The sequence below is a fragment of the Nostoc sp. genome (genome assembly GCF_036916655.1).
Lineage (GTDB): Bacteria > Cyanobacteriota > Cyanobacteriia > Cyanobacteriales > Nostocaceae > Nostoc.
Genome location: NZ_JBALFY010000064.1, coordinates 43,433 through 65,139 on the forward strand (window position 1 = coordinate 43,433; position 21,707 = coordinate 65,139).

The following is a 21,707-nucleotide window of genomic DNA, read 5'->3' on the forward strand; positions in this document are numbered from 1 at the left end:
AGATAAGATTTATAAGTGATTAAAAACTATCTGAATATGTAGAATGCCAACTGCTTTAATTACCGGTGCCTCTAGTGGTATTGGTAAAGCCTTTGCTCAAGAACTAGCTGCACGCAAAACAAATCTTGTACTCGTTGCTCGTTCTGAAGAAAAATTAAGCCAATTAGCTAAACAACTACAAGAACAACACAAAATTCAAGTAGAGGTTATAGTCAAAGACCTCACAGAACCTAATGCCGCTGCTAGTGTATTTGATGTCACCAAAGCAAAGGATTTAACTATTGACTTATTAATCAACAATGCTGGTTTTGGTTACTATGGCGACTTTGCCGAAGGGGATGGAGAAAGACAAGTCAAAATCGTACAATTAAACATTTTGGCATTGGTAGATTTAACCCATAAATTTCTACCCTTGATGCGGCAACGCCGTTCTGGAAGCATTATTAATGTATCTTCTATTACGGCATTTCAACCGATACCATACCTTTCTGTTTATGCTGCCAGTAAAGCTTTTATTCTCAGCTTTAGTGAAGCATTATGGGCAGAAAATTATCAATATGGTGTCCGTATTTTAGTCACTTGTCCAGGGCCGATAGAAACAAACTTTTTTGCAGAAGCTAATTTTCCTCCATCACTGGCAAGTAGTACAGATAAAGTATATTCTTCTGAAAAAGTGGTTTGGGAGTCTTTAGAGGCTTTAGAAAAAGGCTATCCAACTGTTATTAGTTCTGATACTAACACTCAAATTAGAAGCAAATTATCTCGGCTTGTGCCGCGTAAACTTCTGCTGAATATGTTAGCAAAACATTTTAAAGCTTAAGGAATTAGGAGTTAGGAGTTAAAGAAAGTGATAAATTTAAAATTCTTAACTTTTCACTTTTAACTCCTAACTCTTCTTTTCTTAGATGTATCTTGTTAATTGAACTCGGTAACGATCTTTTTTTGTCACAGCGATTTCCCCAACTTCTAAACGCCCTTTAGAGCGAATGGCGATTAAGTCGCCTGATTTGACTTGAGAACTAGCTTGAGTAACTTCCTTCCAATTGACGCGGACATCACCAGCATCAATGAAATCAACCATTTTGCTGCGAGACATGCCAAAACCAGCAGATGCGATCGCATCTAATCGCAAAGAAGCCTCCACAGTAGTTAATTCTTTTTTCTTTGGTTCCCGAACCCTTAATTCAGTTATCTCAATCCGCTGAGTTTTCACAGGAACCGATCGCACCTGTTTCAGACTCATTTCCAAAAATTCCACCAACTCTGGTGCAACAATCGCTTGGGCCCCTCGTTCTCCTAAAACAATTACATCTCCCGTCTTTTCACGAACAATTCCTGTCCCCAACATTGCGCCTAAAAAGTCGCGGTGAGAGGCGGTATCAAACAGGAAATTACCAGCGATTTCCACAGCCACAAGGCTGACTTGAGATTGATCTAAGGGAAGTTCCGAACGAGCGATCGCTATTCTTTGGCGTTCAGCTTGCGGATATCCACCCCACGCCACTAATTGCACTTCTGTTAATCGGTTAAACACCCGTTGAATTTCCACCAATTCTGGAGGAGATAGAAAATCTGTCAAAACCACTTCCCAAGTTTTGATTGCTTGTTCTGCTTGATCGATTACACGAGCTACACTATCTCGATTTTCAACACCTTTTAAAAGTTCTTCTCGTGGCAACATTCTTAAAAATTATGAGTTATGAATTGAGAATTAATCTGCTATAACTATCTTGATTCTAACTTTCTCAAGCAATTATTGACGCGGCATTTTATCTAGTCTAAAAATCTCTCATGCTTTTCTTTTGATAGTTCCAGCACTCAGAGTTTTAATCCCTATTGCAATCATCCATGAATGGCATGAAAGCGCCGTTGCGATCGCCAGTCCTGAACTGGCAGCCGCTTTTAGTGCCGAAACTAATGAAGTAGCATTAACCAAACCATCTGCTTAGAGTGACGTGTGAACTTCTATGTCAGATAATCCCTCAGAAAATCCAATAGTGGAGAATGCGGAACCGTCAGAAGTTAAACTGAGGGCTCCAGCATTATCTGAGGTTCAATACACAGTATTTGTGTCAGCATAACCTTGGATATTTTCTGGATCAAACTGACGTAATATTCGCGTTGCTTGCCGAGTAAGAGTTTCAGAACCTTGAACAGCAACTAAATATTTACCTGCATCTAAGCGATTGCGATAAGGTAAAGCATCACCACCACCTACGAGTAAACCAACTCCGCCGCCAACAATCACACCACCCATCGCACCACTAGCAGCACCCAGCAGTCCGCCAACGATGTGATTGCCAACTTCACCTGCCCAGGAAAAAGTATTTAAACCTGTGATGAGGCTGAATGTAAAACCTGCAAAAAAGCCAAATGGTATCAGCCAGGTTGCCATCAATTTTGCTTGCTTTTTAGCTTGGTCTTTGGGGTCAATTAAGCCGAACTCATCAGCCGTTTTATACCCCCTCCCCAGGATAGTACTGTTTATGCCTTCTTTTTCTAAGGCTAAGTAGGCAGCTTCGGCTTGAATCCGGTCAGGTAATACGGCAACAAGGTAATTCATTGATTTTACAATTTGTCTAATAGAAGTTTTGCCTTAATTAACAGCGTATCAGTCCTGGTCGAATCAATCTTGTATTGAGTAGGAGTTAGGAGTTAAATGTACATTATCCAATCACTTGAGCAAATCTAGTGGTTCACAAAAATTGTTCACGCCCTGCTTGAGGACATATATTAAAACTGGTGCTGCCAAAATCTTAGGAAAGGTTGGTGTTGTTTTTAAATGCTCCATCATCTTTTGAAGAGAAGTATTAAGTAAATCTTCTCGATATTCTTGTTCGCAAATGACGACACGCCATTTTCTAGCTAAAGCATCTAACCACTCAGAATTTGCTCTTTCTGGCTGTTGTCCGGCGCGGATAGCTAGCGTCATCGCAGCATCTTCTAAATCTCCCTCACAGTCTTCAATCAAATCCAGCGCTTCCATATCGCTGAGATCATCTGCCAATTGAGAGCGAAACTGTGCAATCTCTTGAGACGTTACTTTAGTCATGAATCTTTGACAAGGGGAGCGATCTATCACTCAGTTATGCTATATCATTTCACAAAATTCCTGTTACAAATAGGTTTTTTTTGACCAAAAAGCCTCATTCTTCAATGTAATTATTGGAAAATGAGGCTTTTTGAATTTTTAATTAGGATATTAAAGTCAGCAGTTTTAGCGTAATGCTCTGAGGGTAACAGACCGTTGTAACTGAGCTAAAGCGCGATTGTAATCCAAAATTGCTGTGACTCGATTACCTTCAGCTTGTGTGAGGTCGTTTTCAGAGTTAATAACATCAGTTTGAGTGCCTACACCAGCTTGGAATCGCAAACGCGCTAAACGTAGAGCTTCCCTAGCTTGTTCTAAAGCAGTATTAGCGGTTTGAACATTCTCCAAACTAGATTGCTGGGTAGAATAGGCTTGTTCTACCTGAAAGCGAATTTGGTTGCGCTGTTCAGCAAATTGAGTTTCTGCGATCGCAATATTAACTTTTGACTGAGCCGCCCTTGCTCTTGCGGCTCCTCCGTCATACAAACTTAGGGTTGCCCTAACTCCGAATGAATAACCATCAGTAAAGCTGACATTATCATTGAACTGGTCTAGGATGTCGTAGCTGCCTACCAAACTAATTTGAGGGCCTAGTTCTGCAAGGGCTTGTCGACGCTGTTGTTCGCTGATATTGCGTTGTGCTAACTGCTGTTGCAGTTCTGGACGATTTTGATAAGCCAACACAATACTTTGTTCTAGTGTTGGATTCCAAAGACCAGCTAATTGTACAGGGTCAGCCGCACTGATATTAATCCCTTGAGGCAAACTGATCCGAGTTGCTAATTGACGACGGGAGATTGTCTGCTGGGATCTAGCATTAGTTAAATTTTGTTGGGCATTTGCTAAATTCACCTGCGATCGCAACACATCAAACCGCGTACCAACCCCAGCCCGCTCTAAAGCTTCGGCATCACGCAAACTCGCCTCAGAGTTTCCTACAGCCGATTGGGCAATCCGTACTTGTTCATCGGTTTGTTGCAGATTGTAGTAGTCAGTGGCAACATTCAGACGGATTGTCTCAGACTGAGTTTCTACAGCCAACTCATTAAAACGCACTTGTTCTTCAGCCGCTTTGACGCTAGCTTGCACTCTCCCAGAAGTGTAGATATTATATGAAAGTTGTGCCTGGCCAGAAAAAGATGTACCGGGTTTATCTTGCTGAGGGGCAAATGGCCCGTTTAATGCGTCCTGAAGCTGACCACTAGCAGACTGACTACGAGTCAGATCGGTGCTAAGTCCCAGAGTGGGCAACAAAGCAGCTTGCGCCTCGCGTAGAGCCGCCTTATTGCGTTCTAGCTCCAATAACGACACCTGGAGATCGTGATTGTTACGCCGTGCTAACTCCAAAGCCTGTGCCAAAGTAATCGGCTGATTCCCCTGAAGTCTCACTTCCTCTGGTTTGGTGGGAAATTGCAGAGGATTTGAGTTAGGAATCAGGTTCTCTGGAACTTGCACCGGCCCTGAGGGTGCAGGAGTTACGGTTCCTGGCACAGTGGAAGGTTGCACCGAACCCCCCGATGTCGGAATTACGGTTCCTGGCACAGTGGAAGGTTGTACCGAACCCCCCGATGTCGGAACTACGGTTCCTGGCACAGTGGAAGGTTGTACCGAACCCCCCGATGTCGGAATTACAGTTTCCGGTACAGTGGGAGTTGGCGTCGAATCTGTCGGAATCGGGGTATTACTTTGAGCCACGAGGCCAATAGCATTTTGTTGTAAGCAGGTGCTTGAGGCCAGTAGCAAATTAGTCGAGGAGTCAGTTTTGCTTTTTCCTAACTCCTGTGGACACCTCTGCGCTGACAACAGTTTTGCTGTTCCTCCACCTGTGGCTGAAGTTTGTAAAAATGTTTGTAACTGAGTAACAGTATTTATCTTTTGACCTACTGGCTGCTGTGCAGAAGACAGAGACAAAATTTCTTTTTGGACAGAAGCGGGTTTTGAAGTGTAGTTAGGAACTAGGATCTTCTTTAATTTCTGCCCATTCAGGTCTGAATTACTCTGTTTTTGCTTGCTTTGAGCAAAATGGCTCACATCTGGCTGTTGAGAAGGATTAGAGGTAGGCGTCAGACTTAAAAATCTACCTTCATCTTTCTTCATTGGCAAAACAGTATTTTCAGCCGTAAATACTGGAATACTGCTATTACTTAAAGGCTTCACACTGAGTTTAGTAAAACCAAAAGTAGGTACTAGGGTTGGAACACTAACATTTGCACTGTTGGGCAGTTGCGTATTTATGGTGTCTACAGCCAAGTGTTGACCATAAGTAGAAGTCAAAACACTAGGAGAAGACGCCAGTTGTACCCCAGTTAATTTCGCAGTACCAGCCCAAGCAGGCTGAGTTGTTAATACCGCTGCTGTTACACCAGGTAAGAAGCTATAAAATAATTGCTGTCCTTTCACCGCATCCCCTCACACGAAAATCAATCTAGCGGCAGAAAACCTTTCTTCACCACAGAATATAGCACGATACTAAACTTAGGAAAGAATATACTACGATACTAAATTTAGGGTTCGGAACTCTGTTTGTCTTCAAAACGTCTAACAATGCGAGAAAGTTCCGCCTTTTCATCGATACTAACGCGAGTAGGAGCACCGCTGATAATCCGTTCGTAGTTTCGGAAAGAATCTTTGATATCGGGCCCGTCAGCAGTAATATTATACTCACGAATTCCCTTATCGTGCCAAGAACCTCTCATTTTAAATACGTTAATTGCCCGCGACATTTCGCCGCGAATTTCTACGTATTGTAACATTAGAATTGTATCGGTAATCGTGGAAATATGAGAGTCGGTAATGGAATGCGCTCCCAGAAATTGGTCAGTTGTGTTAGTAAAGAAACCAGTAATTTCTTCTTGTTTAGCATAACCCGTCACCCCAATTACAAACTGGCGAAATGCATTATTGCTCACTCCTCTAGCTAGTGCTGATAGGGAATCGATAGCGATGCGAGCAGGTTTGAAGATCGCAATTTCTGATTTAATAATTTGTAAATGGTCTTCTAAACCAGTTGATTCGGGATAGGTACAGATGATTTTGAGTAAACCTCGATCTTCTAATTCTTCAAAATCAATTCCCCAAGAGGAAGCATTACGAGATAGCTGGGCCCGTGATTCTTCATAAGCAAATAATATCGCTTGTTCTCCATTCAGGCAGCCATCTTGAATAAACTTACTGACTAACAAGGTTTTGCCCGTACCTGTCGCCCCTGTTGCTAAAATGATGGAATCTTTAAAGAAACCACCACCACACATTTCATCTAAAGTTTTGACACCAGAAGATACCCTGACATTAGAAGAGCGTTGAGTTAAGCGCATTGCTCCCAGTGGGAAGATATTAACTCCTTCATTAGTAATTGTGAAGGGATATTCACCTTTCATGTGAGTTGTGCCGCGCAACTTGAGAATTTCAATTGTGCGACGGCGGCGTTCTCCTTCTAAAACGTTGCGAACAATTACTACATTATCAGAAACAAATTCTTCTACTCCGAAAGAGGCAACGGGGCCATATTCTTCACCACGTTCAGTAGTAATTACAGTGGTGACACTCAGCAGTTTGAGACGGGCTACTAGGCGAAAAATCTCGCGTCGCACCACTCCCATTGCTTCATACTGCTGAAATACTGCTGTTATTGAGTCGATGGAAACTCGTTTAGCTTTATATTTGCGGATGGCATATTGCAAGCGTTCAATGAGTGCAGAAAGGTCAAAATTCCCAACTATATCTTGACCTTCTGGATCGGGAGAGGCATCAAGAATAAATAACTTGCCTTCTTCAATTAGACGTGGCAAATTCCAGCCAAAAATATTGGCATTTTTAATAATATCACTAGGCGATTCCTCAAAGGTAACAAATACTCCGGCTTCATCAAAGTAGGTGATACCGTTATAGAGAAACTGAAGAGAGAATAAAGTTTTGCCAGTGCCGGAAGTGCCGCTAATCAAGGTAGTTCTACCAATTGGTAAACCACCATGACTAATATCGTCAAATCCTTCGATCATCGTCCGAATTTTGTCTAAACCCCCAATTTTCGGTGGTTGCGTTGGTTCTAATTGCTCGTTTTCACTCATTGCTTGATAATAATTTTGGATGAAAACCTGTTTTTTTTATGAATAAAGTTTGTACTAATTTTTTATGATTAAAATTTTACTCTTCAATATCTTCTTCACTCAGTTCTTCATAAAGTAAATCTAATCCAATTAATACTCTTTCTCTATCGGAAAGATCCCCGATAATTTTGCGAACAGGTGGAGGCAAAATTTTAGATAATGTTGGCGTTGCTAATATTTTATCTTCTTCCGCCAGTTGTGGGCTTTTTAGTACATCGATTACTTTCAAAGCATAAACACCTTCAAATTCTTGTTCTAAAATATCTTTGAGTGTTTTTAAAGCTCTAACTGAATTAGGAGTGTTCCCTGCTACGTAAAGCTTAAGAACGTAGGTTTTTCTGAGTTTTTTCATATACTTAATCGCTAGTCACGGGCATAAAAATACAATATCTTTCGCACATCAAGACAAGTTTAACATTGATGAATTTAATTTATTTGGAAATCGAACTGCGATAGACTTCACACAGATGAGCTAGAATATCTATCAATGTTAGACGATAATCAAGTAGCGTTTCATTGCTCCTGCCTTCTAACTTTAGCTGATTAGAAAAGTCTTCAATTACCTCCATGTGAATTTCAATTATTTGTGGCACAGGGATATTAGCATAAAATATAGTATTGATAAATTTATCAATTTTATCTTTAAGTGTTTTATCTGTGCTAAAATAATCTATAAGAATTAGACTATAATCCGATTTAAGCTGTCTTAATAATCCTTGCCTTTCTGCTAGAGTCATCTCCTGGAAATGCTGTTGGCTTTTTTGCATCTGACTGGCAAACACATAAACGTACTTGCCAGTGTATGCCTTACTTGGATCTTGTTGCAGCCAATTTGGGAAATAGTTGATGTTTACAGTGGCAGTTGCACCAACGGGTAGGTAGGAAAACTGGGCAATAATCGTGTCGAGCAAGTTCCACACCCACGCGATCATTTTTTTTTGGTTGGCTAAGTCAGCTAAATTATCTAAACATTTGTTAACATCGGGTTGCAGAATCAATATCGGTAATAACATCTACTCTTAAATATATTTCTTTAATCGCCCGAACCAATAAAGGTGGGCTAACGCTTCTAGGGTAATGCTGGCTGTACAGTAAACTGGTAATTCCAACCCAAAATAACGCTCTGTGTTAGCAGATAGTGTTAGCCAATCAACAACCTAGTACAAGCAGGCAAAACTAAAAAGAAAGAATGCTTATTTTGTAAGCTTTCTGGCTATTTTAAATGGGTGGTTTATTTACGCCGTGTTGTATTAGTGCCGCAATGGAGTACTAAGACTTAGTACACGTTACCGTGAAAGAGATTCGGAAATATCGAGGGTTGATGTTGGGTTTCACTATGTACCCCTACAGGGAACTTGCTACCACCAAACTTACGAATGATTAACTTCCATACTATTTTTGTGGTGGGCTGTACTAAGTAGGTCTTTGATGATGAGCTATCTGTCAGCATAGGAAGACACAGTAGCTAACTTATTATTTGCATATTTATGTATATAAAGAGATAGATTTTTGGATTTTGCTCCTTAATAAGATACTTAAACGAACTTAAAGGATTGTCGCGTTCTAAATCATTATAATTCCTCAAGGTTCTAAAGCGAATCTTTGGGGCCATAATTGTTTTAGCTGTCGCTATCGATGAGGAGTTTAAATACCAGTAAGACACTGGGGAGGCTAGTTGCTAGAAATGAGAAACGTGGCCTCTTGAAAAAATGCACTCGTCCGCAAGCAAGTGTCCGTGAAGAGAAATCCCATTATTTTTTAATGGCGTTGAAATAACCAGAGTTGCTTATATGAGTCTTCTTAGAGGATATGACTTCAGGCGAAAAGACCATCAGCTGGCAGATGGAAATGCCGGAGGGTTCCACAGGAAGAATGACCCCCAAAGCCCTATGTTAATGCTAGATTACCCGCTTTATGACTTTCAGGCAACCGTACCTAGCTGCCCTCAAACAAGTTCTCTGGCAGTGGTGTTGGAGATTTTTGAGCAAGAGCAGTGCGATCGCTTGGTAGTAGTGAATCAACAGCAATGCCCCATCGGATTGCTGTATTCTGCCCGTTTAATCCCAACATTATTAACACATAGTGACAAGAAAAATCTAAATTTACACCAATCGCTCTCTACCTGGGGTCAAGGTCTAATTGAGCCAATACAGACAATATTAGCTTCTGAGCGTGTAGAGCAATTGAGCTTGCACTTGGGCGATGCCGCCGAAAAACAACAGAATTTAGATTGGGCGCTGATTGACTCTGATGGTCGATATTTGGGGCTACTGGATAGTTCGCGCTTGGTGCGATCGCTAGCCAAAGAACGTATGGCTGGCTTACAAAGCTCAGGTGAGCATCACCATGAGTCTGATGCTAGGACAAATGAATCCAAGTCCTTAGGACACCAACCACTGGTTCACTTGCTAGAAAGACTGCCTTGGCCTTTGATGTTGCAAACGGGTAATGGCAAAGTGGTAGCGCGAAATCCCGCTTGGTGGCAGCAATTAGGAACCTTAAAAGACCCAGAAGGAGTTAGGCAACAGGTAGAGGCAATACTTATCCCTAACCTCTTGGAAACCCCAGAATATGTCACTCAACAAGCAATCAAGGTTCATCCCAATGGTAGGGAGAATGAGCATGGTGAAGAGGAACTGATTCAGCCAGAAGCATCAGGTGATACTGGATACAGTCGGTGCTATTTAGATAGTCAAGTAGGTACTTGTACTTGCGTTGTCGAAGTGCAAAATGGTCAAGAGCGAATCTGGCAATTTGCCAAAATTCCCTTAGATAGTCCTGAGTTTAAAGTCATGAGTGCTGAAGAGGAGGTTACACTCAGCAATGACTTGTGGTTAGTTTTAGCTACTGATGTCACTGAACAACAGCAGCTTTGCAAAGAATTGGCGGCAAAAAATGCCGATTTAATTCAACTAAATCGGTTGAAAGACGAGTTTTTAGCTTGTATTAGTCATGAACTCAAAACTCCCCTAACTGCTGTTTTAGGATTATCGCGCTTGCTGGTGGATCAGCAGTTGGGAGAACTTAACGAACGTCAAGCCCGTTATGCAGGACTGATTCATCAAAGTGGACGCCACCTGATGAGTGTGGTTAATGACATTTTAGATTTGACCCGGATGGAGACGGGACAAATGGATTTGACGCTGACTCCGGTAAAAATTCGAGCTGTGTGCGATCGCGCCCTGTCGGAAGCTAAAGCTATCCACACTCAAACCACCAAAGCTACAACCACTCCGCCACCTCCAAATGCGCGTTCATCTGTTCCTCAATTCTGCCTTTCCATTGAACTAGGCTTAGATCAGATGGTGGCAGATGAATTGCGCTTACGCCAGATGTTAGTACACCTACTTTCCAACGCCTTTAAATTCACTGAAATATCCGGCGAAATCGGGTTGCGGGTGAGTCGTTGGGAAGGGTGGATTGCCTTTACTATTTGGGATACAGGCATTGGCATTCCTGAACACCAGCAACACTTAATTTTTCAAAAATTCCAACAACTAGAAAATCCCCTCACCCGCCAATTTGAAGGCACTGGTTTGGGGCTGGTATTAACTCGCGCCTTGGCTCGTCTCCACGGAGGAGATGTCAGCTTCTTATCGCGTGAAGGAAAAGGTAGCCAGTTCACACTACTGCTGCCGCCTAGTCCCCCAAATACAGGCTTTTCTGAACCAGATATGGCAATCAGAGAAGACGAGGAAACACGACACCAACAGACACGGCAAAACCCCGCAGCAGCTCGTCAGTATGTTAGTACGCCCACACAGCATCATCATGGTAGTTCGCAACGGCTGGTTTTGGTAGTCGAGGCAGTAGCCAGATATATTGAAGACTTGACCGAACAACTCAAAGGTTTAGGGTATCGGGTAGTGATTGCGCGATCGGGGACAGAAGCAGTGGAAAAAGCTCGGCGCTTGCAACCAATAGCGATATTTTTGAATCCATTGCTACCCCTGCTATCAGGTTGGGATGTGCTAACTTTACTCAAATCTGACACCGCAACCCGTCATATATCTGTAATTGTGACAGCGACGGGAGCCGAAAAGGAGCAAGCATTTGCTAATCGAGCCGATGGTTTCTTAAGTTTGCCAGTTGAGCATCAGGTATTAGCACCAGTTCTCGAAAAATTATGTACTGTACAAGCAGTTGGGCAGCAAGGGTTAAACAACGATGCAATTACCCCAACTAAAACCCCACTGCGAATTCTCCGGTTGGTAAATCCCCAGTTGGAATCAGTCAATCCTCACCCTTCACTTCGAGAACATCGGGTGATTGAAGTAGATGACCTAGATCAGGCAGAACTTTTGGCGCGGGTATGGCAGTTTGATGTCATTTTGCTTGATGTCGAAAGTACCACCGCCCAAATTTATCTGCAACAACTAATTGAGCATCCACGTTTAGCGGCCATACCCCTGGTTACTTGCGATGTCGCAACCACCTTAATAGCTTCTAAAATACCAGGGCTATCTGTATTTCCTTACTTAACACCATTTGCTAAAGACAACAGCGATCGCACCGAGAAAACAGATGCCTTACTATCTGTACTGCAAATTGCTTCTGGGATTTGCTGCCCTCCTAACATCTTGGTAGTAGATTTGACAATGCTGCGTGATTTTCCCCAGGTAAGACGCAAGCCTGCTAAGGGTTATCGCACTGAAAAAAATTGCTCAATTAGTAGTGAAACTGCGGAACGGGGTTCTGAGTGGTTCCAAGCTTTAATTCAGTATCTACAAACAGCAGGCTTCAAAGCGGCGATGAGTCCATGTTGGGCAGAAGTGTTACAACAAATTCGTCACCAAAGCGTTGACTTACTGCTAATTTGTTTAGGAGAATCTGCTATCCACAAAGATGTACTCAAAGCACTGAAAACATTAGGAGATTCGCCTTTAAAGTTACCACCAATTTTGGTACTAAATCAGCGATTAAATCTCCCAGAAACTAGCTTCCAGTCTGGGGTAGCTTATAAGGAGCAGAAGAAGAATGGTTTGGAATCGATAGAAACTGTTGTTGGTGCGATCGCAACTCAAATCTTACCGCGATCGATATCAATGGAAGACCTCTTAAATCAGATCAATCAAGCTTTAGCTGTCAACGGTTACAATGGTAAATGTTAATGGGCATTGGTCATTGGTCATTAGTTATTAGTTATTTCCCAAGGACTAATGACTAATGACAATTTACGATATATCTATTTTTTCATTTTTCTTTTTCTTAAAAGGAACTCGAACCAAGTTATAAGCACCCTTGGTCGATAAACTCTTGTAATCATCTGGCTGTAAGTCCATTTGTAAAAACTTTTTCTGTTCAGCCAACAGCAGGACTGAGGCAGGTTTTAATCCTTTGGCAGCCTGATTTTTAATATGCTGTAAAGCCTCTTGGGGAAATCCTAAATAATTTACATGAATGTGGCTGTAAAATACCACACTGGGCTTTTTGAAGCCAAGCATGATCAATTCTTCATCTGGTTGTTTTGCTTCTAGGATGACCGCAGACAATTCCCTTAAGGGTAATTGACGTTCTCGATCGATAAAGAACAAAGCAGGCGTTAAGACAAAAATTAAAAACGCCACAAACCCGATTAAATTAATACTGATAACGTAATTCCAGCGACGAATCAGTAAAAAACCAGCAATCAAAACAGCACATACCAGCCAAATTACACCCGCAATTACTGGTATACCGGATTGTTGAATTAGTTCGTGGAAGTTGCTGATAGCTGGATCAGTACCTAATATATGGGTTAGGTTAAATAGTGCTGTTGCCAAAAATGATAAAAACACTACATTCACCCAACCACTCCAGATGAGTGATGCGGGGATGGGGACACGTGGGGATGAAGAGGAATTCTCTAATACTTTCTCCGTGTCATTTTCATTCTCTGTATTTGGGAAAAGGTCACTCCACAACAAGGCTACCAGAATTGCTGCTGCTGGCATTAAAGGCAATACGTAGCTAGGGAGTTTGGTGACAGCAATGCAGAAAAAGACAAAAATGCTAGCAAACCAGAACCAGGCAAATAGACCAAATTGCTGAAAACGTTCAAGAGATCGCCAATGCGATCGCTGCCAAAACTTTAATCTGATTATAGAAGCTGGTAAATACACGGAGTATGGTGCAAAACCCAGTAGCACTATTACAAAGTAAAAATACCAAGGTGCTGAGTGACCATTAACTACTTCTGTAAAGCGTTCCAGGTTGTGATAACCAAAAAAGGAGTTAATATAATTCCAGCCATTGCGCCAAATTACTAAAGCATACCAGGGCACTGACAAACCGAGAATTATCAGTATACCTACAAAGAGGCGCATTTCCCGCAGCACCTCTCGCACTTTACCCATGTAAAGCAAAAAAGTACCAACAATTATCCCTGGCAAGACAATTCCCACTGGCCCTTTAGTCAAAATTGCGCCAGCAATCAGCACATAAAAAGCTAAGTACCACTTATTAGGGAATAGGGCATTGGTGATTAATTCTGCTCCCCTGCTTCCCTGCTCCTCTGCCCCCCTGCTCTCCTTCCCTGCATACCCTAGAAAGAAACATAACAAGGCTGATCCCATGCATCCGGTGAGCAGCATATCAGAGACACCCGTTCTCGCCCAAATAATAGTTTCGGGATTAAGTGCCATGAGCGCTGCTACGATAAAAGATATTAAGTAGCGGCGAGTGGGACGTGAAACTTGCTCTAATTCATCTTGTTTAGTCAAATACCACTGTATGGTGTAAAAAGCTAAACAGACTAAGCCGAAGGCTGCGATCGCAGAAGGAAGACGTACTGCCCACTCATTCACCCCAATTAGGTGAAATGCGATCGCTTGACACCAGTAAATTAAAGCAGGTTTATCGAAACGAGTGTCACCATTGAAAAATGGGGTAATCCAATCACCTGTAACGAACATCTGGCGGGAAGCTTCGGCAAAAAGCGGCTCTGTCTCATCAATCAAGCCAATGTTGCCCAAATTCCAGCCAAAAGCCACCCAGCCAACCAGTATCAACCACAAAATCGACACAGTTATACTAAGGGCTGGATTTTTGGCTATTTTGTTGAACCACCGATCAACAGTGCGCTTAACACTCAATTTCATTCTCATTTAGTCAATAGTCAACAATCACTAATCAATAGTCGTTGGTTATCTATCTTTTGTTCTTCGGAGTTTTTAATTCAACAATTTTCCTCTACTCATTACTCAACACTTTACCAACTATAGGGTAGTGGCGTGGCAATGAGTGCTGAGTAATGAGTAATGAGTCTGGAATCTCATTTCTTGTACCAGGACTGGGAATGGGTTAAACGCCGCGCTATCGCTAACGCAAAAGACGAACTATTATTTTGCCTCCTGCCCCCTGCCTCCTTCAAGGACTCAACACAAGTTGCCACTCTTTATTTTGCGAATTCCACTTAGGTAATTGAGTTTCACCGACAACATAAGGGCCCCAGTAACGACGGGAACCATCTTGTGCAAAAGCAACTAAAATATCTCCTTTCTCCAGCTTTAAATTATTCTGAGGTAGCGATAAAATCAGTCCCTTCTCACTACCTTCCTGGGGAGCAAAATCCCAATGTGCTGGTACATCATAGTTAGTCTGTTTAATACTGGAGCCTTTCGCTACCGACTGTCGCGCCAGTAGAGCCAGCCGCACAGGCTGATTTGTTTGATTGCTCATTCGCAAAGTCCCTTGATTGTTGACTTTGCTAGCTGATTTATCACGATCTGCCAAGACAGGATAAGTATTCTCTTTGCTACTATGTTCTATTTGATTGGTTGAGTTAGTTACTGGAGTAGATACACTAGCAGCAGTATTTTTTTTGGGTAAAACAGAAGTTGTCTGCTTCTGAAAAGTTTCTGTTGGTAGTTGTGAAGATGTATCTGGGTTTGTGGACTCAAAGGATACGCTAATTCCAAAGCATCCCACCATAGCAAAAAGCAGTCCCAAGCAAGATGCTGTAACACCGACGTTACGATACACTGAAGATTTCATATTGATAGTTATTAGAAATAAATATTTTGTCTAGGCTTGACCAAATAGTAGCCTATTATCCCAAAAGATAATCACACAAATTAGCCTAATATAGACTTTGTTAAAATTAGGGACACGGATGTATTATAAATATCATTTTGATGAGAAAACACTTGGAGTAAATAATTTCTTTGATGTTTGAAAAACAAGGGTTACAGACACCCATCCCTTAGGATTTTGACCGTAGTATTGAATAAAAAAATAACATTTGATACAGAGCTAGTTAATTCATTTGTATAAAAAATAAAAGTTTCCTAAAACTGCTAGCGGCTCTAACAAGGCGTGCTTTGCCAAACCTTAGATAAATTTAAGTGGTATATTTTATCTTCTGCTATGAAAAGCCACCTGATTGAGAGGATGTTTGGAAAGTACCTATTGATATAGCAAGCGATCGCAGATCCCCCTAAATCTACGCTAGTCCTTTCTCTTATTGGAAGACACTACAGGTAGCTTACCTATATGGCTAAAAGTGAGGAAACTCGCGCTATGGAATAGTTTCCTTTAAAAAGAGGGAATTTGAGTCATTTTCCCCCTTTTTAAAGCTTGCTTGTGGGGATCAAACTAAATATTTATACTTCCCAACCATCCTCTAAGAAAATGTACTTCTCTAAAGATGATAGAATGAGCAAATTTGAAGTAACACTGGAATCTTAGTAGATATCTACAATATTAACAAACAAGCTGATACTAAAACCAATATCCTCCTGAATTTAATATAGATATATTTCAAGATATCTTGACTTTTCCCCAGAAGTCCCCTCAATGCAAAACACTCGTCTCAATAACTTGTTTGATGCCATTGCTACACGCTTGGGGCAATGGTTTTTAAATCCTTGGCGGCGGCTATCGTTGCTGATAATTAGTTTTTTGTTCGGTTTTTTTCTGGGAAACGCAGTTTCCACGACAGCTGGACAACGGGCAGAATTGGATATTGTGGTAGCTGGTTTTTTAGTAATGTTGACGGAAATTACCAGTAGGATATTTTATAGTCGTAGCTTTTTGTCAAGGCGATCGCTCTTGGTAGACTCATTAAATCTCCTCAAAGTTGGTTTCACCTACAGCCTGTTTCTCGAAGCCTTCAAGCTGGGATCGTAGTGAGATGGGGAATTTATGAATTTGTGGCTGGGTGAAATTTTGACAACCGATGCGGTAACAGAAACTTGGCAACAGCAAGCTAGAGTTGCAGCGCTGGCAGATCGCTTAAGGGCTAAAGCTTTTGGGATCGTGCCGGAAAATGTCGACGAAGCGATCAAAGAGCGATCGCATTTACTAAAATCTGTCTTGCCAGCTTTTAAGCAATTCTGCCAAACTACCCTCCAAAAGGAACCCCAGGAAATGTTACCAGTTTTGTGGGACTTGTGGCTTCCTTTGGGAATCAAACTAGCGTTGTACCGCAAACAATTGGGACGCCCTATGATTCAGGGAATATTGGGAGGACAAGGCACGGGTAAAACCACAACCTGCAAAATTCTCAGTTTGATTCTCGATCGGTTGGGATACCGGACTGTGAGTTTATCTTTGGATGACTTATATAAAACTTACAGCGATCGCTTGCTTTTAACACAGCAAGATCCCCGCTTAATTTGGCGCGGCCCGCCAGGAACCCACGATGTAGACTTAGGCTTAAATGTACTAGATCAAATCCGCCAGTCGCAAAGCTCAGTGATGGTTCCCCGCTTTGATAAATCTGCTTATGGAGGCGCTGGCGATCGCACTACTCCAGAAATCGTTACAGGTGTAGATATTGTACTATTTGAAGGCTGGTTTGTGGGTGTACGACCAATCGATCCAAATGTATTTAATACAGCACCGCCGCCAATTCTCACTGATAAAGATAGAGCCTTCGCCCGTGATATGAATCATCGCCTACAGGATTATTTACCACTGTGGGAGCGATTAGATAGCTTAATTTTGCTTTATCCCACCGATTACCGCTGTTCTTTGGAGTGGCGCAAACAGGCGGAACAGCAGATGATTGCTGGGGGTAAGTCAGGGATGAGCAATGCAGAGATAGAAGAATTTGTCAATTATTTTTGGCGATCGCTTCACCCGGAATTATTCATCAAGCCGTTGCTAAAAGATGCCGCAGCAGTTGAACTAGCGATCGAGATTCATGCCGATCATAGTTTTGGTCAAGTGTACGGCAATTAGTATTTTAATTAATGCAAAGTTGAAGAAGAATTCAGGAGCGAAGGCAAATACTCCGAAAGCTCCGATCAGAAAAACACCAATTATTCATCCACCAATCGTACATAATTCATTCTGAATTCTGTTTCTCTAAATACATTATGAAAATACATTTTTGTTAAATAACTAACTTTTAAAAGTTTAAAATTTATTGTTTTGACAATTCATAAAAATTTACTTAAGCTAAAAGATAGGTTAAGCAAATCAACAAACGACAGCGATTTGATTTAGCTCCATCCAGAATTGCTGTCGCAGGCTATTGGTATAAGGAAATGAATCAAAACTAAAATTATTCCATGTAGGCAATTCAACCAGATTTGGCTACAAAAAGCTAAGACATGATTAAGCATATTGCACCGCGCAGATATTGAACAGAATGAAATCAATTATGGATGGATACTTGTGGTGGTGTTAGTGATCGTCCATCAATTCTTGAAGTTTGACTAGCGATTTTAGATTTGGGATTTTCGATTAGGGTCTTCGGGTTTATCTCTCGTCAGGGACGGAATAAATCTAAAATCCAAAATTAATTCACCAAAGTGCGGTAGATATGTCCAGGAGAAGACTATGTTTGAGTATTTTACATCTTTGAACGACCACAATTTACCTTATCCAGATACGGTTCACCCCATCGTTGTCCACTTCGTAATTGCGATGGTTTTGTTTTCCTTTGTCTGTGATCTAATTGGCTATTTTACTGGTAAATCCGGTCTTTTTGAGGTGAGTTGGTGGAATATGTTAGTTGCCACGATCGCCATCTTCGTTGCGATTATTTTTGGTCAGTTTGAAGCGGGATTAGCACAGCCTTACAGCCTAGCGAAATCGGTGCTGAATTTGCATACGCTAATTGGTTGGTCGCTTTCAGGAATTATCACAGCGATTACAGCTTGGCGCTATGTAATTCGTGCCCGCAATCCTAAAAAAATACCGATTTATTATTTGGGAGCCGGATTAATTTTAACCTTAATAGTTGGCTTACAAGTATATCTCGGCGATGAACTTGTTTGGGTGTATGGATTGCATACCGTACCAGTTGTGGAAGCAGTAAAGGATGGTGTGTTGCGATGAACTCAGAATTAATTAACCAATTAACCGACTCTCTAGGCCCAAACGGATTACCTTACACAATTCCGATTCATCCCAACTTAGTCCATTTGACAATAGGTTTGTTCATCATTGCGATGACCTTTGATATCGTTGGTGTTCTGTTCCCCTTTGAAAAATGGGTCTTCAAATTTTTGGCAATTACTGTCGAACGTGACAACTTATTTGCTGTTGGCTGGTACAACATGTTAGCTGCCAGCATCATCACATTTTTCACAGTGGGAGCAGGCTTTTACGAAATGCTGTTGGCAGCACCGCCAGCTGATCTGAAGAGTGCCTGGGGATTGCAGGCAATGGAAACTATGCTTTGGCATGGTGTGGGTGGTGTGTTTTTATTAGCGCTGATTGTTGGCATGACCATCTGGAGAGCATGGCAGCGCTTCGTTTGGGGCAAACAAGAATATAAACAGACAGATAGAGAAGTGCAATGGATCTATCTGTTCGCAGGCATCGCAATCATGTTCATTCTGTACATTCACGGCACACTAGGGGCGCAACTAGCCGCCGAATTTGGCGTACACAATACAGCAGATAATTTACTGCGATCGCACCAAGACCTCAATACAACACTCAAGTAAGTCATTTGCCCAATGCCCAATAACCAAAGACCATGAAAATCCAGAAGATTTTAAATATTTTGACGCTGCTTACAGGCGCGATCGCAATCACTGTTACAAGTCTCTGGATCGGCAAGCAGTCTTACTCTTGGCTTCCTCCCCAAGCAGCGGCCGAATCCCTACTCATTGATGATTTGATTAGCTTCTTAGTAACCCTCGGTGCCTTCATCTTCTTGGGAGTAACAAGTACTCTGATGTATTCTGTGATCTTCCATCGGGCAGTCAAAGATGACTTCACTGATGGCCCCCCAATTGAAGGTAATGTCACCTTAGAAGTTGTCTGGACAGCAATCCCAATTCTCTTGGTGTTTTGGATTGCAACCTACAGCTATCAAGTTTACGAACAAATGGGAATTCAAGGCCCATCGGAAATAGTTCACCTGCATAATCCGCTGGTAATGGAATCAGCTTATGCCGCACCAGCTAAAGCCTTAGCAGAACCCGTTGAGAAAATCGACGTATTAGCTAAACAGTGGGCGTGGGTTTTTCATTACCCAGAAAGAGATATTACCAGTACCGAATTGCATTTACCAAGCGATCGCCGGATACGTTTAGCGCTCAAATCGCAAGATGTTCTCCACGGCTTCTATATTCCTGCGTTCCGCCTCAAGCAGGATATTATTCCCAACCATGCGATCGACTTTGAATTTACTCCCATCCGCCCCGGACAATACCGATTAACTGATTCTCAATATAGCGGCACATACTTTGCGACGATGCAGGCGAATGTCATCGTCGAATCTCCTGAAGATTATCAGCAGTGGCTAGCCCAAGCTGCAACTCAAAAGCCCTCCCCAGCAAAGAATCAAGCGGCTGCTGAGTATGCCCAAACATCCAATCAATCAGTCCAAACTGGTTGGGTTACAGTTCCACCTGCTGCACCTCCTCTAGTCAATTCACCTGGTTGAAAGGAAAGTAACCATGACTAATGTTCCTATTGAAGGTATCCTTCTCCCTAATGAGAAGCCTAACCACGAATCTCCGAGTAGCTGGAAAGAATACTTCAGCTTTAGTACCGACCATAAAGTTATTGGTATCCAGTATCTCGTTACTTCATTCTTCTTCTTTCTCGTCGGCGGTATCTTTGCGATGGTGATGCGGGGAGAACTTATGACACCCGAATCAGATTTAGTCGATCGCACCGTCTACAACGGAATGTTCACCATGCACGGCACTGTGATGCTGTTTTTATGGACATTTCCCTCACTTGTTGGTTTTGCCAACTATCTAGTACCCCTGATGATTGGGGCGCGAGATATGGCATTTCCCCGCCTGAATGCCGTCGCCTTTTGGATGGTACCAGTAGTTGGGATTTTGATGATGGGTAGCTTCTTCGTCCCTGGTGGCCCAGCCCAAGCCGGTTGGTGGTCTTACCCGCCAGTCAGTCTCCAGAATCCCACAGGTAACTTGATTAATGGTCAAGTTCTCTGGCTACTAGCGGTGGCAATATCCGGCGTATCCTCAATTATGGGGGCAGTCAACTTTGTCACCACCATCGTCAAGATGCGGGCCCCAGGAATGGGCTTCTTCAAAATGCCGTTGTTTGTCTGGGCAGTCTTTAGCGCCCAAATCATCCAACTATTTGGACTTCCAGCACTGACAGCTGGTGCGGTGATGCTGCTACTTGACCTCACTGCTGGCACTGCCTTTTTTGACCCCGCCAAGGGTGGAAATCCAGTGATGTTCCAGCATTACTTCTGGTTCTACTCCCACCCCGCCGTTTACGTGATTATTTTGCCTGTCTTCGGCATTTTCTCAGAAATCTTCCCAGTTTATTCACGTAAACCCCTATTTGGTTACAAAGTAGTTGCCATTTCATCTATCTTGATTGCCGTAGTTAGCGGCATTGTTTGGGTACACCACATGTACGTCAGCGGTACTCCTGGCTGGATGCGGTTGATTTTCATGCTGACAACAATGTGTGTATCTGTCCCCACAGGAATTAAAGTATTTGCTTGGGTAGCAACTATTTGGGGCGGTAAACTGCGGCTAAATACCGCCATGCTTTTCGCCTTGGGCGGATTAGTCATGTTTGTCTTCGCTGGCATCACAGGCATTATGCTTTCCTCCGTGCCCGTTGATGTCCACGTTAACAATACCTACTTTGTAGTCGGACACTTCCACTACGTCCTCTATGGCACCGTGACGATGGGCTTATTTGCAGCCATCTATCACTGGTTCCCCAAAATGACCGGGCGGATGTACTCCGAAAGCTGGGGTAAAATCCATTTTTGGTTAGCCTTCATCGGCACCAACCTTAACTTTTTGCCCATGCACCCCTTGGGATTGCAAGGAATGCTACGCCGAGTTGCTTCCTACGCCCCAGAGTATCAATTTTGGAACATCATCGCCAGCCTCGGCGGATTCCTCTTAGGAATGTCTACCTTGCCCTTCATCTTCAACATGGTGATTTCTTGGATGCAAGGCGAGAAAGCACCCGCTAACCCTTGGAGAGCAATCGGACTAGAGTGGTTAGTTTCTTCACCCCCCCCAGTAGAAAACTTTGAAGAAACTCCCATCATCATCTCCGAACCCTACGGCTACGGCAAATCAGAACCCTTAACAGCCAACCTCCCAGAATAACGCCAA

General features: G+C 42.5%; 18 protein-coding genes. 9 read left to right on the forward strand and 9 right to left on the reverse strand.

Annotation, left to right across the window (positions count from 1 at the left end; all coding sequences use genetic code 11):
• Window positions 1-43 precede the first annotated feature (43 nt).
• On the forward strand, window positions 44-820 hold the full coding sequence (locus tag V7L31_RS15630) for an SDR family NAD(P)-dependent oxidoreductase (RefSeq protein WP_334697069.1): 777 nt from the start codon (window positions 44-46) through the stop codon (window positions 818-820).
• Window positions 821-901: 81 nt separating this feature from the next.
• Here the strand turns inward: V7L31_RS15630 and V7L31_RS15635 are convergent, their stop codons facing one another.
• Complete coding sequence (locus tag V7L31_RS15635; RefSeq protein WP_334697070.1) at window positions 902-1,681, reverse strand: photosystem II S4 domain protein; 780 nt, start codon at window positions 1,679-1,681, stop codon at window positions 902-904.
• Window positions 1,682-1,802: 121 nt separating this feature from the next.
• Here V7L31_RS15635 and V7L31_RS15640 point away from each other — a divergent pair, with 121 nt between their 5' ends.
• On the forward strand, window positions 1,803-1,949 hold the full coding sequence (locus V7L31_RS15640) for a hypothetical protein (protein ID WP_334697071.1): 147 nt from the start codon (window positions 1,803-1,805) through the stop codon (window positions 1,947-1,949).
• A 104-nt stretch (window positions 1,950-2,053) separates the two neighbouring features.
• Here the strand turns inward: V7L31_RS15640 and V7L31_RS15645 are convergent, their stop codons facing one another.
• The 6 genes from V7L31_RS15645 to V7L31_RS15670 all read right to left on the reverse strand — a co-directional run bounded on the left by V7L31_RS15645 (window position 2,054) and on the right by V7L31_RS15670 (window position 8,210).
• Window positions 2,054-2,563: a hypothetical protein gene (locus V7L31_RS15645; protein WP_334697072.1), complete on the reverse strand. Its 510-nt coding sequence runs from the start codon at window positions 2,561-2,563 to the stop codon at window positions 2,054-2,056.
• Between the two features lie 111 nt (window positions 2,564-2,674).
• Window positions 2,675-3,052: a hypothetical protein gene (locus V7L31_RS15650; RefSeq protein ID WP_334697073.1), complete on the reverse strand. Its 378-nt coding sequence runs from the start codon at window positions 3,050-3,052 to the stop codon at window positions 2,675-2,677.
• Window positions 3,053-3,217: 165 nt separating this feature from the next.
• Window positions 3,218-5,491, reverse strand: a complete 2,274-nt coding sequence (locus tag V7L31_RS15655; RefSeq protein ID WP_334697074.1) for a TolC family protein — start codon at window positions 5,489-5,491, stop codon at window positions 3,218-3,220.
• Window positions 5,492-5,595: 104 nt separating this feature from the next.
• Complete coding sequence (gene kaiC, locus V7L31_RS15660; RefSeq protein WP_334697075.1) at window positions 5,596-7,158, reverse strand: circadian clock protein KaiC; 1,563 nt, start codon at window positions 7,156-7,158, stop codon at window positions 5,596-5,598.
• A 76-nt stretch (window positions 7,159-7,234) separates the two neighbouring features.
• Window positions 7,235-7,549 (reverse strand): circadian clock protein KaiB, encoded by a 315-nt coding sequence (kaiB, locus tag V7L31_RS15665; protein WP_179066879.1) that lies wholly within the window; start codon window positions 7,547-7,549, stop codon window positions 7,235-7,237.
• 79 nt (window positions 7,550-7,628) lie between these two features.
• Window positions 7,629-8,210, reverse strand: a complete 582-nt coding sequence (locus V7L31_RS15670; RefSeq protein ID WP_334697076.1) for a KaiA family protein — start codon at window positions 8,208-8,210, stop codon at window positions 7,629-7,631.
• Between the two features lie 876 nt (window positions 8,211-9,086).
• Between V7L31_RS15670 and V7L31_RS15675 the strand changes: the two genes are divergently transcribed.
• Window positions 9,087-12,308, forward strand: coding sequence for an ATP-binding protein (locus V7L31_RS15675; RefSeq protein ID WP_334697305.1), 3,222 nt, complete (start codon window positions 9,087-9,089; stop codon window positions 12,306-12,308).
• A 63-nt stretch (window positions 12,309-12,371) separates the two neighbouring features.
• Here the strand turns inward: V7L31_RS15675 and V7L31_RS15680 are convergent, their stop codons facing one another.
• Window positions 12,372-14,282, reverse strand: a complete 1,911-nt coding sequence (locus V7L31_RS15680; RefSeq protein WP_334697077.1) for an ArnT family glycosyltransferase — start codon at window positions 14,280-14,282, stop codon at window positions 12,372-12,374.
• Between the two features lie 262 nt (window positions 14,283-14,544).
• Window positions 14,545-15,171, reverse strand: coding sequence for a hypothetical protein (locus tag V7L31_RS15685; protein ID WP_334697078.1), 627 nt, complete (start codon window positions 15,169-15,171; stop codon window positions 14,545-14,547).
• Window positions 15,172-15,972: 801 nt separating this feature from the next.
• Between V7L31_RS15685 and V7L31_RS15690 the strand changes: the two genes are divergently transcribed.
• The 6 genes from V7L31_RS15690 (at window position 15,973) to ctaD (ending at window position 21,701) form a co-directional block, all read left to right on the forward strand.
• The gene (locus tag V7L31_RS15690; protein ID WP_334697079.1) at window positions 15,973-16,305 is read left to right on the forward strand and encodes a DUF565 domain-containing protein; all 333 of its coding nucleotides are present in this window, start codon (window positions 15,973-15,975) and stop codon (window positions 16,303-16,305) included.
• A 15-nt stretch (window positions 16,306-16,320) separates the two neighbouring features.
• Window positions 16,321-17,361: a glycerate kinase gene (locus tag V7L31_RS15695; protein ID WP_334697080.1), complete on the forward strand. Its 1,041-nt coding sequence runs from the start codon at window positions 16,321-16,323 to the stop codon at window positions 17,359-17,361.
• 603 nt (window positions 17,362-17,964) lie between these two features.
• Window positions 17,965-18,465: a DUF2231 domain-containing protein gene (locus V7L31_RS15700; protein WP_334697081.1), complete on the forward strand. Its 501-nt coding sequence runs from the start codon at window positions 17,965-17,967 to the stop codon at window positions 18,463-18,465.
• Complete coding sequence (locus V7L31_RS15705; protein WP_334697082.1) at window positions 18,462-19,079, forward strand: DUF2231 domain-containing protein; 618 nt, start codon at window positions 18,462-18,464, stop codon at window positions 19,077-19,079. Before V7L31_RS15700 ends, V7L31_RS15705 begins: the two co-directional genes overlap by 4 nt.
• 32 nt (window positions 19,080-19,111) lie before the next feature.
• A complete protein-coding gene (locus tag V7L31_RS15710; protein ID WP_334697083.1) occupies window positions 19,112-20,026 on the forward strand; it encodes a cytochrome c oxidase subunit II in 915 nt (304 codons plus the stop codon).
• Between the two features lie 13 nt (window positions 20,027-20,039).
• Window positions 20,040-21,701: a cytochrome c oxidase subunit I gene (ctaD, locus tag V7L31_RS15715; protein WP_334697084.1), complete on the forward strand. Its 1,662-nt coding sequence runs from the start codon at window positions 20,040-20,042 to the stop codon at window positions 21,699-21,701.
• Window positions 21,702-21,707 lie beyond the last annotated feature (6 nt).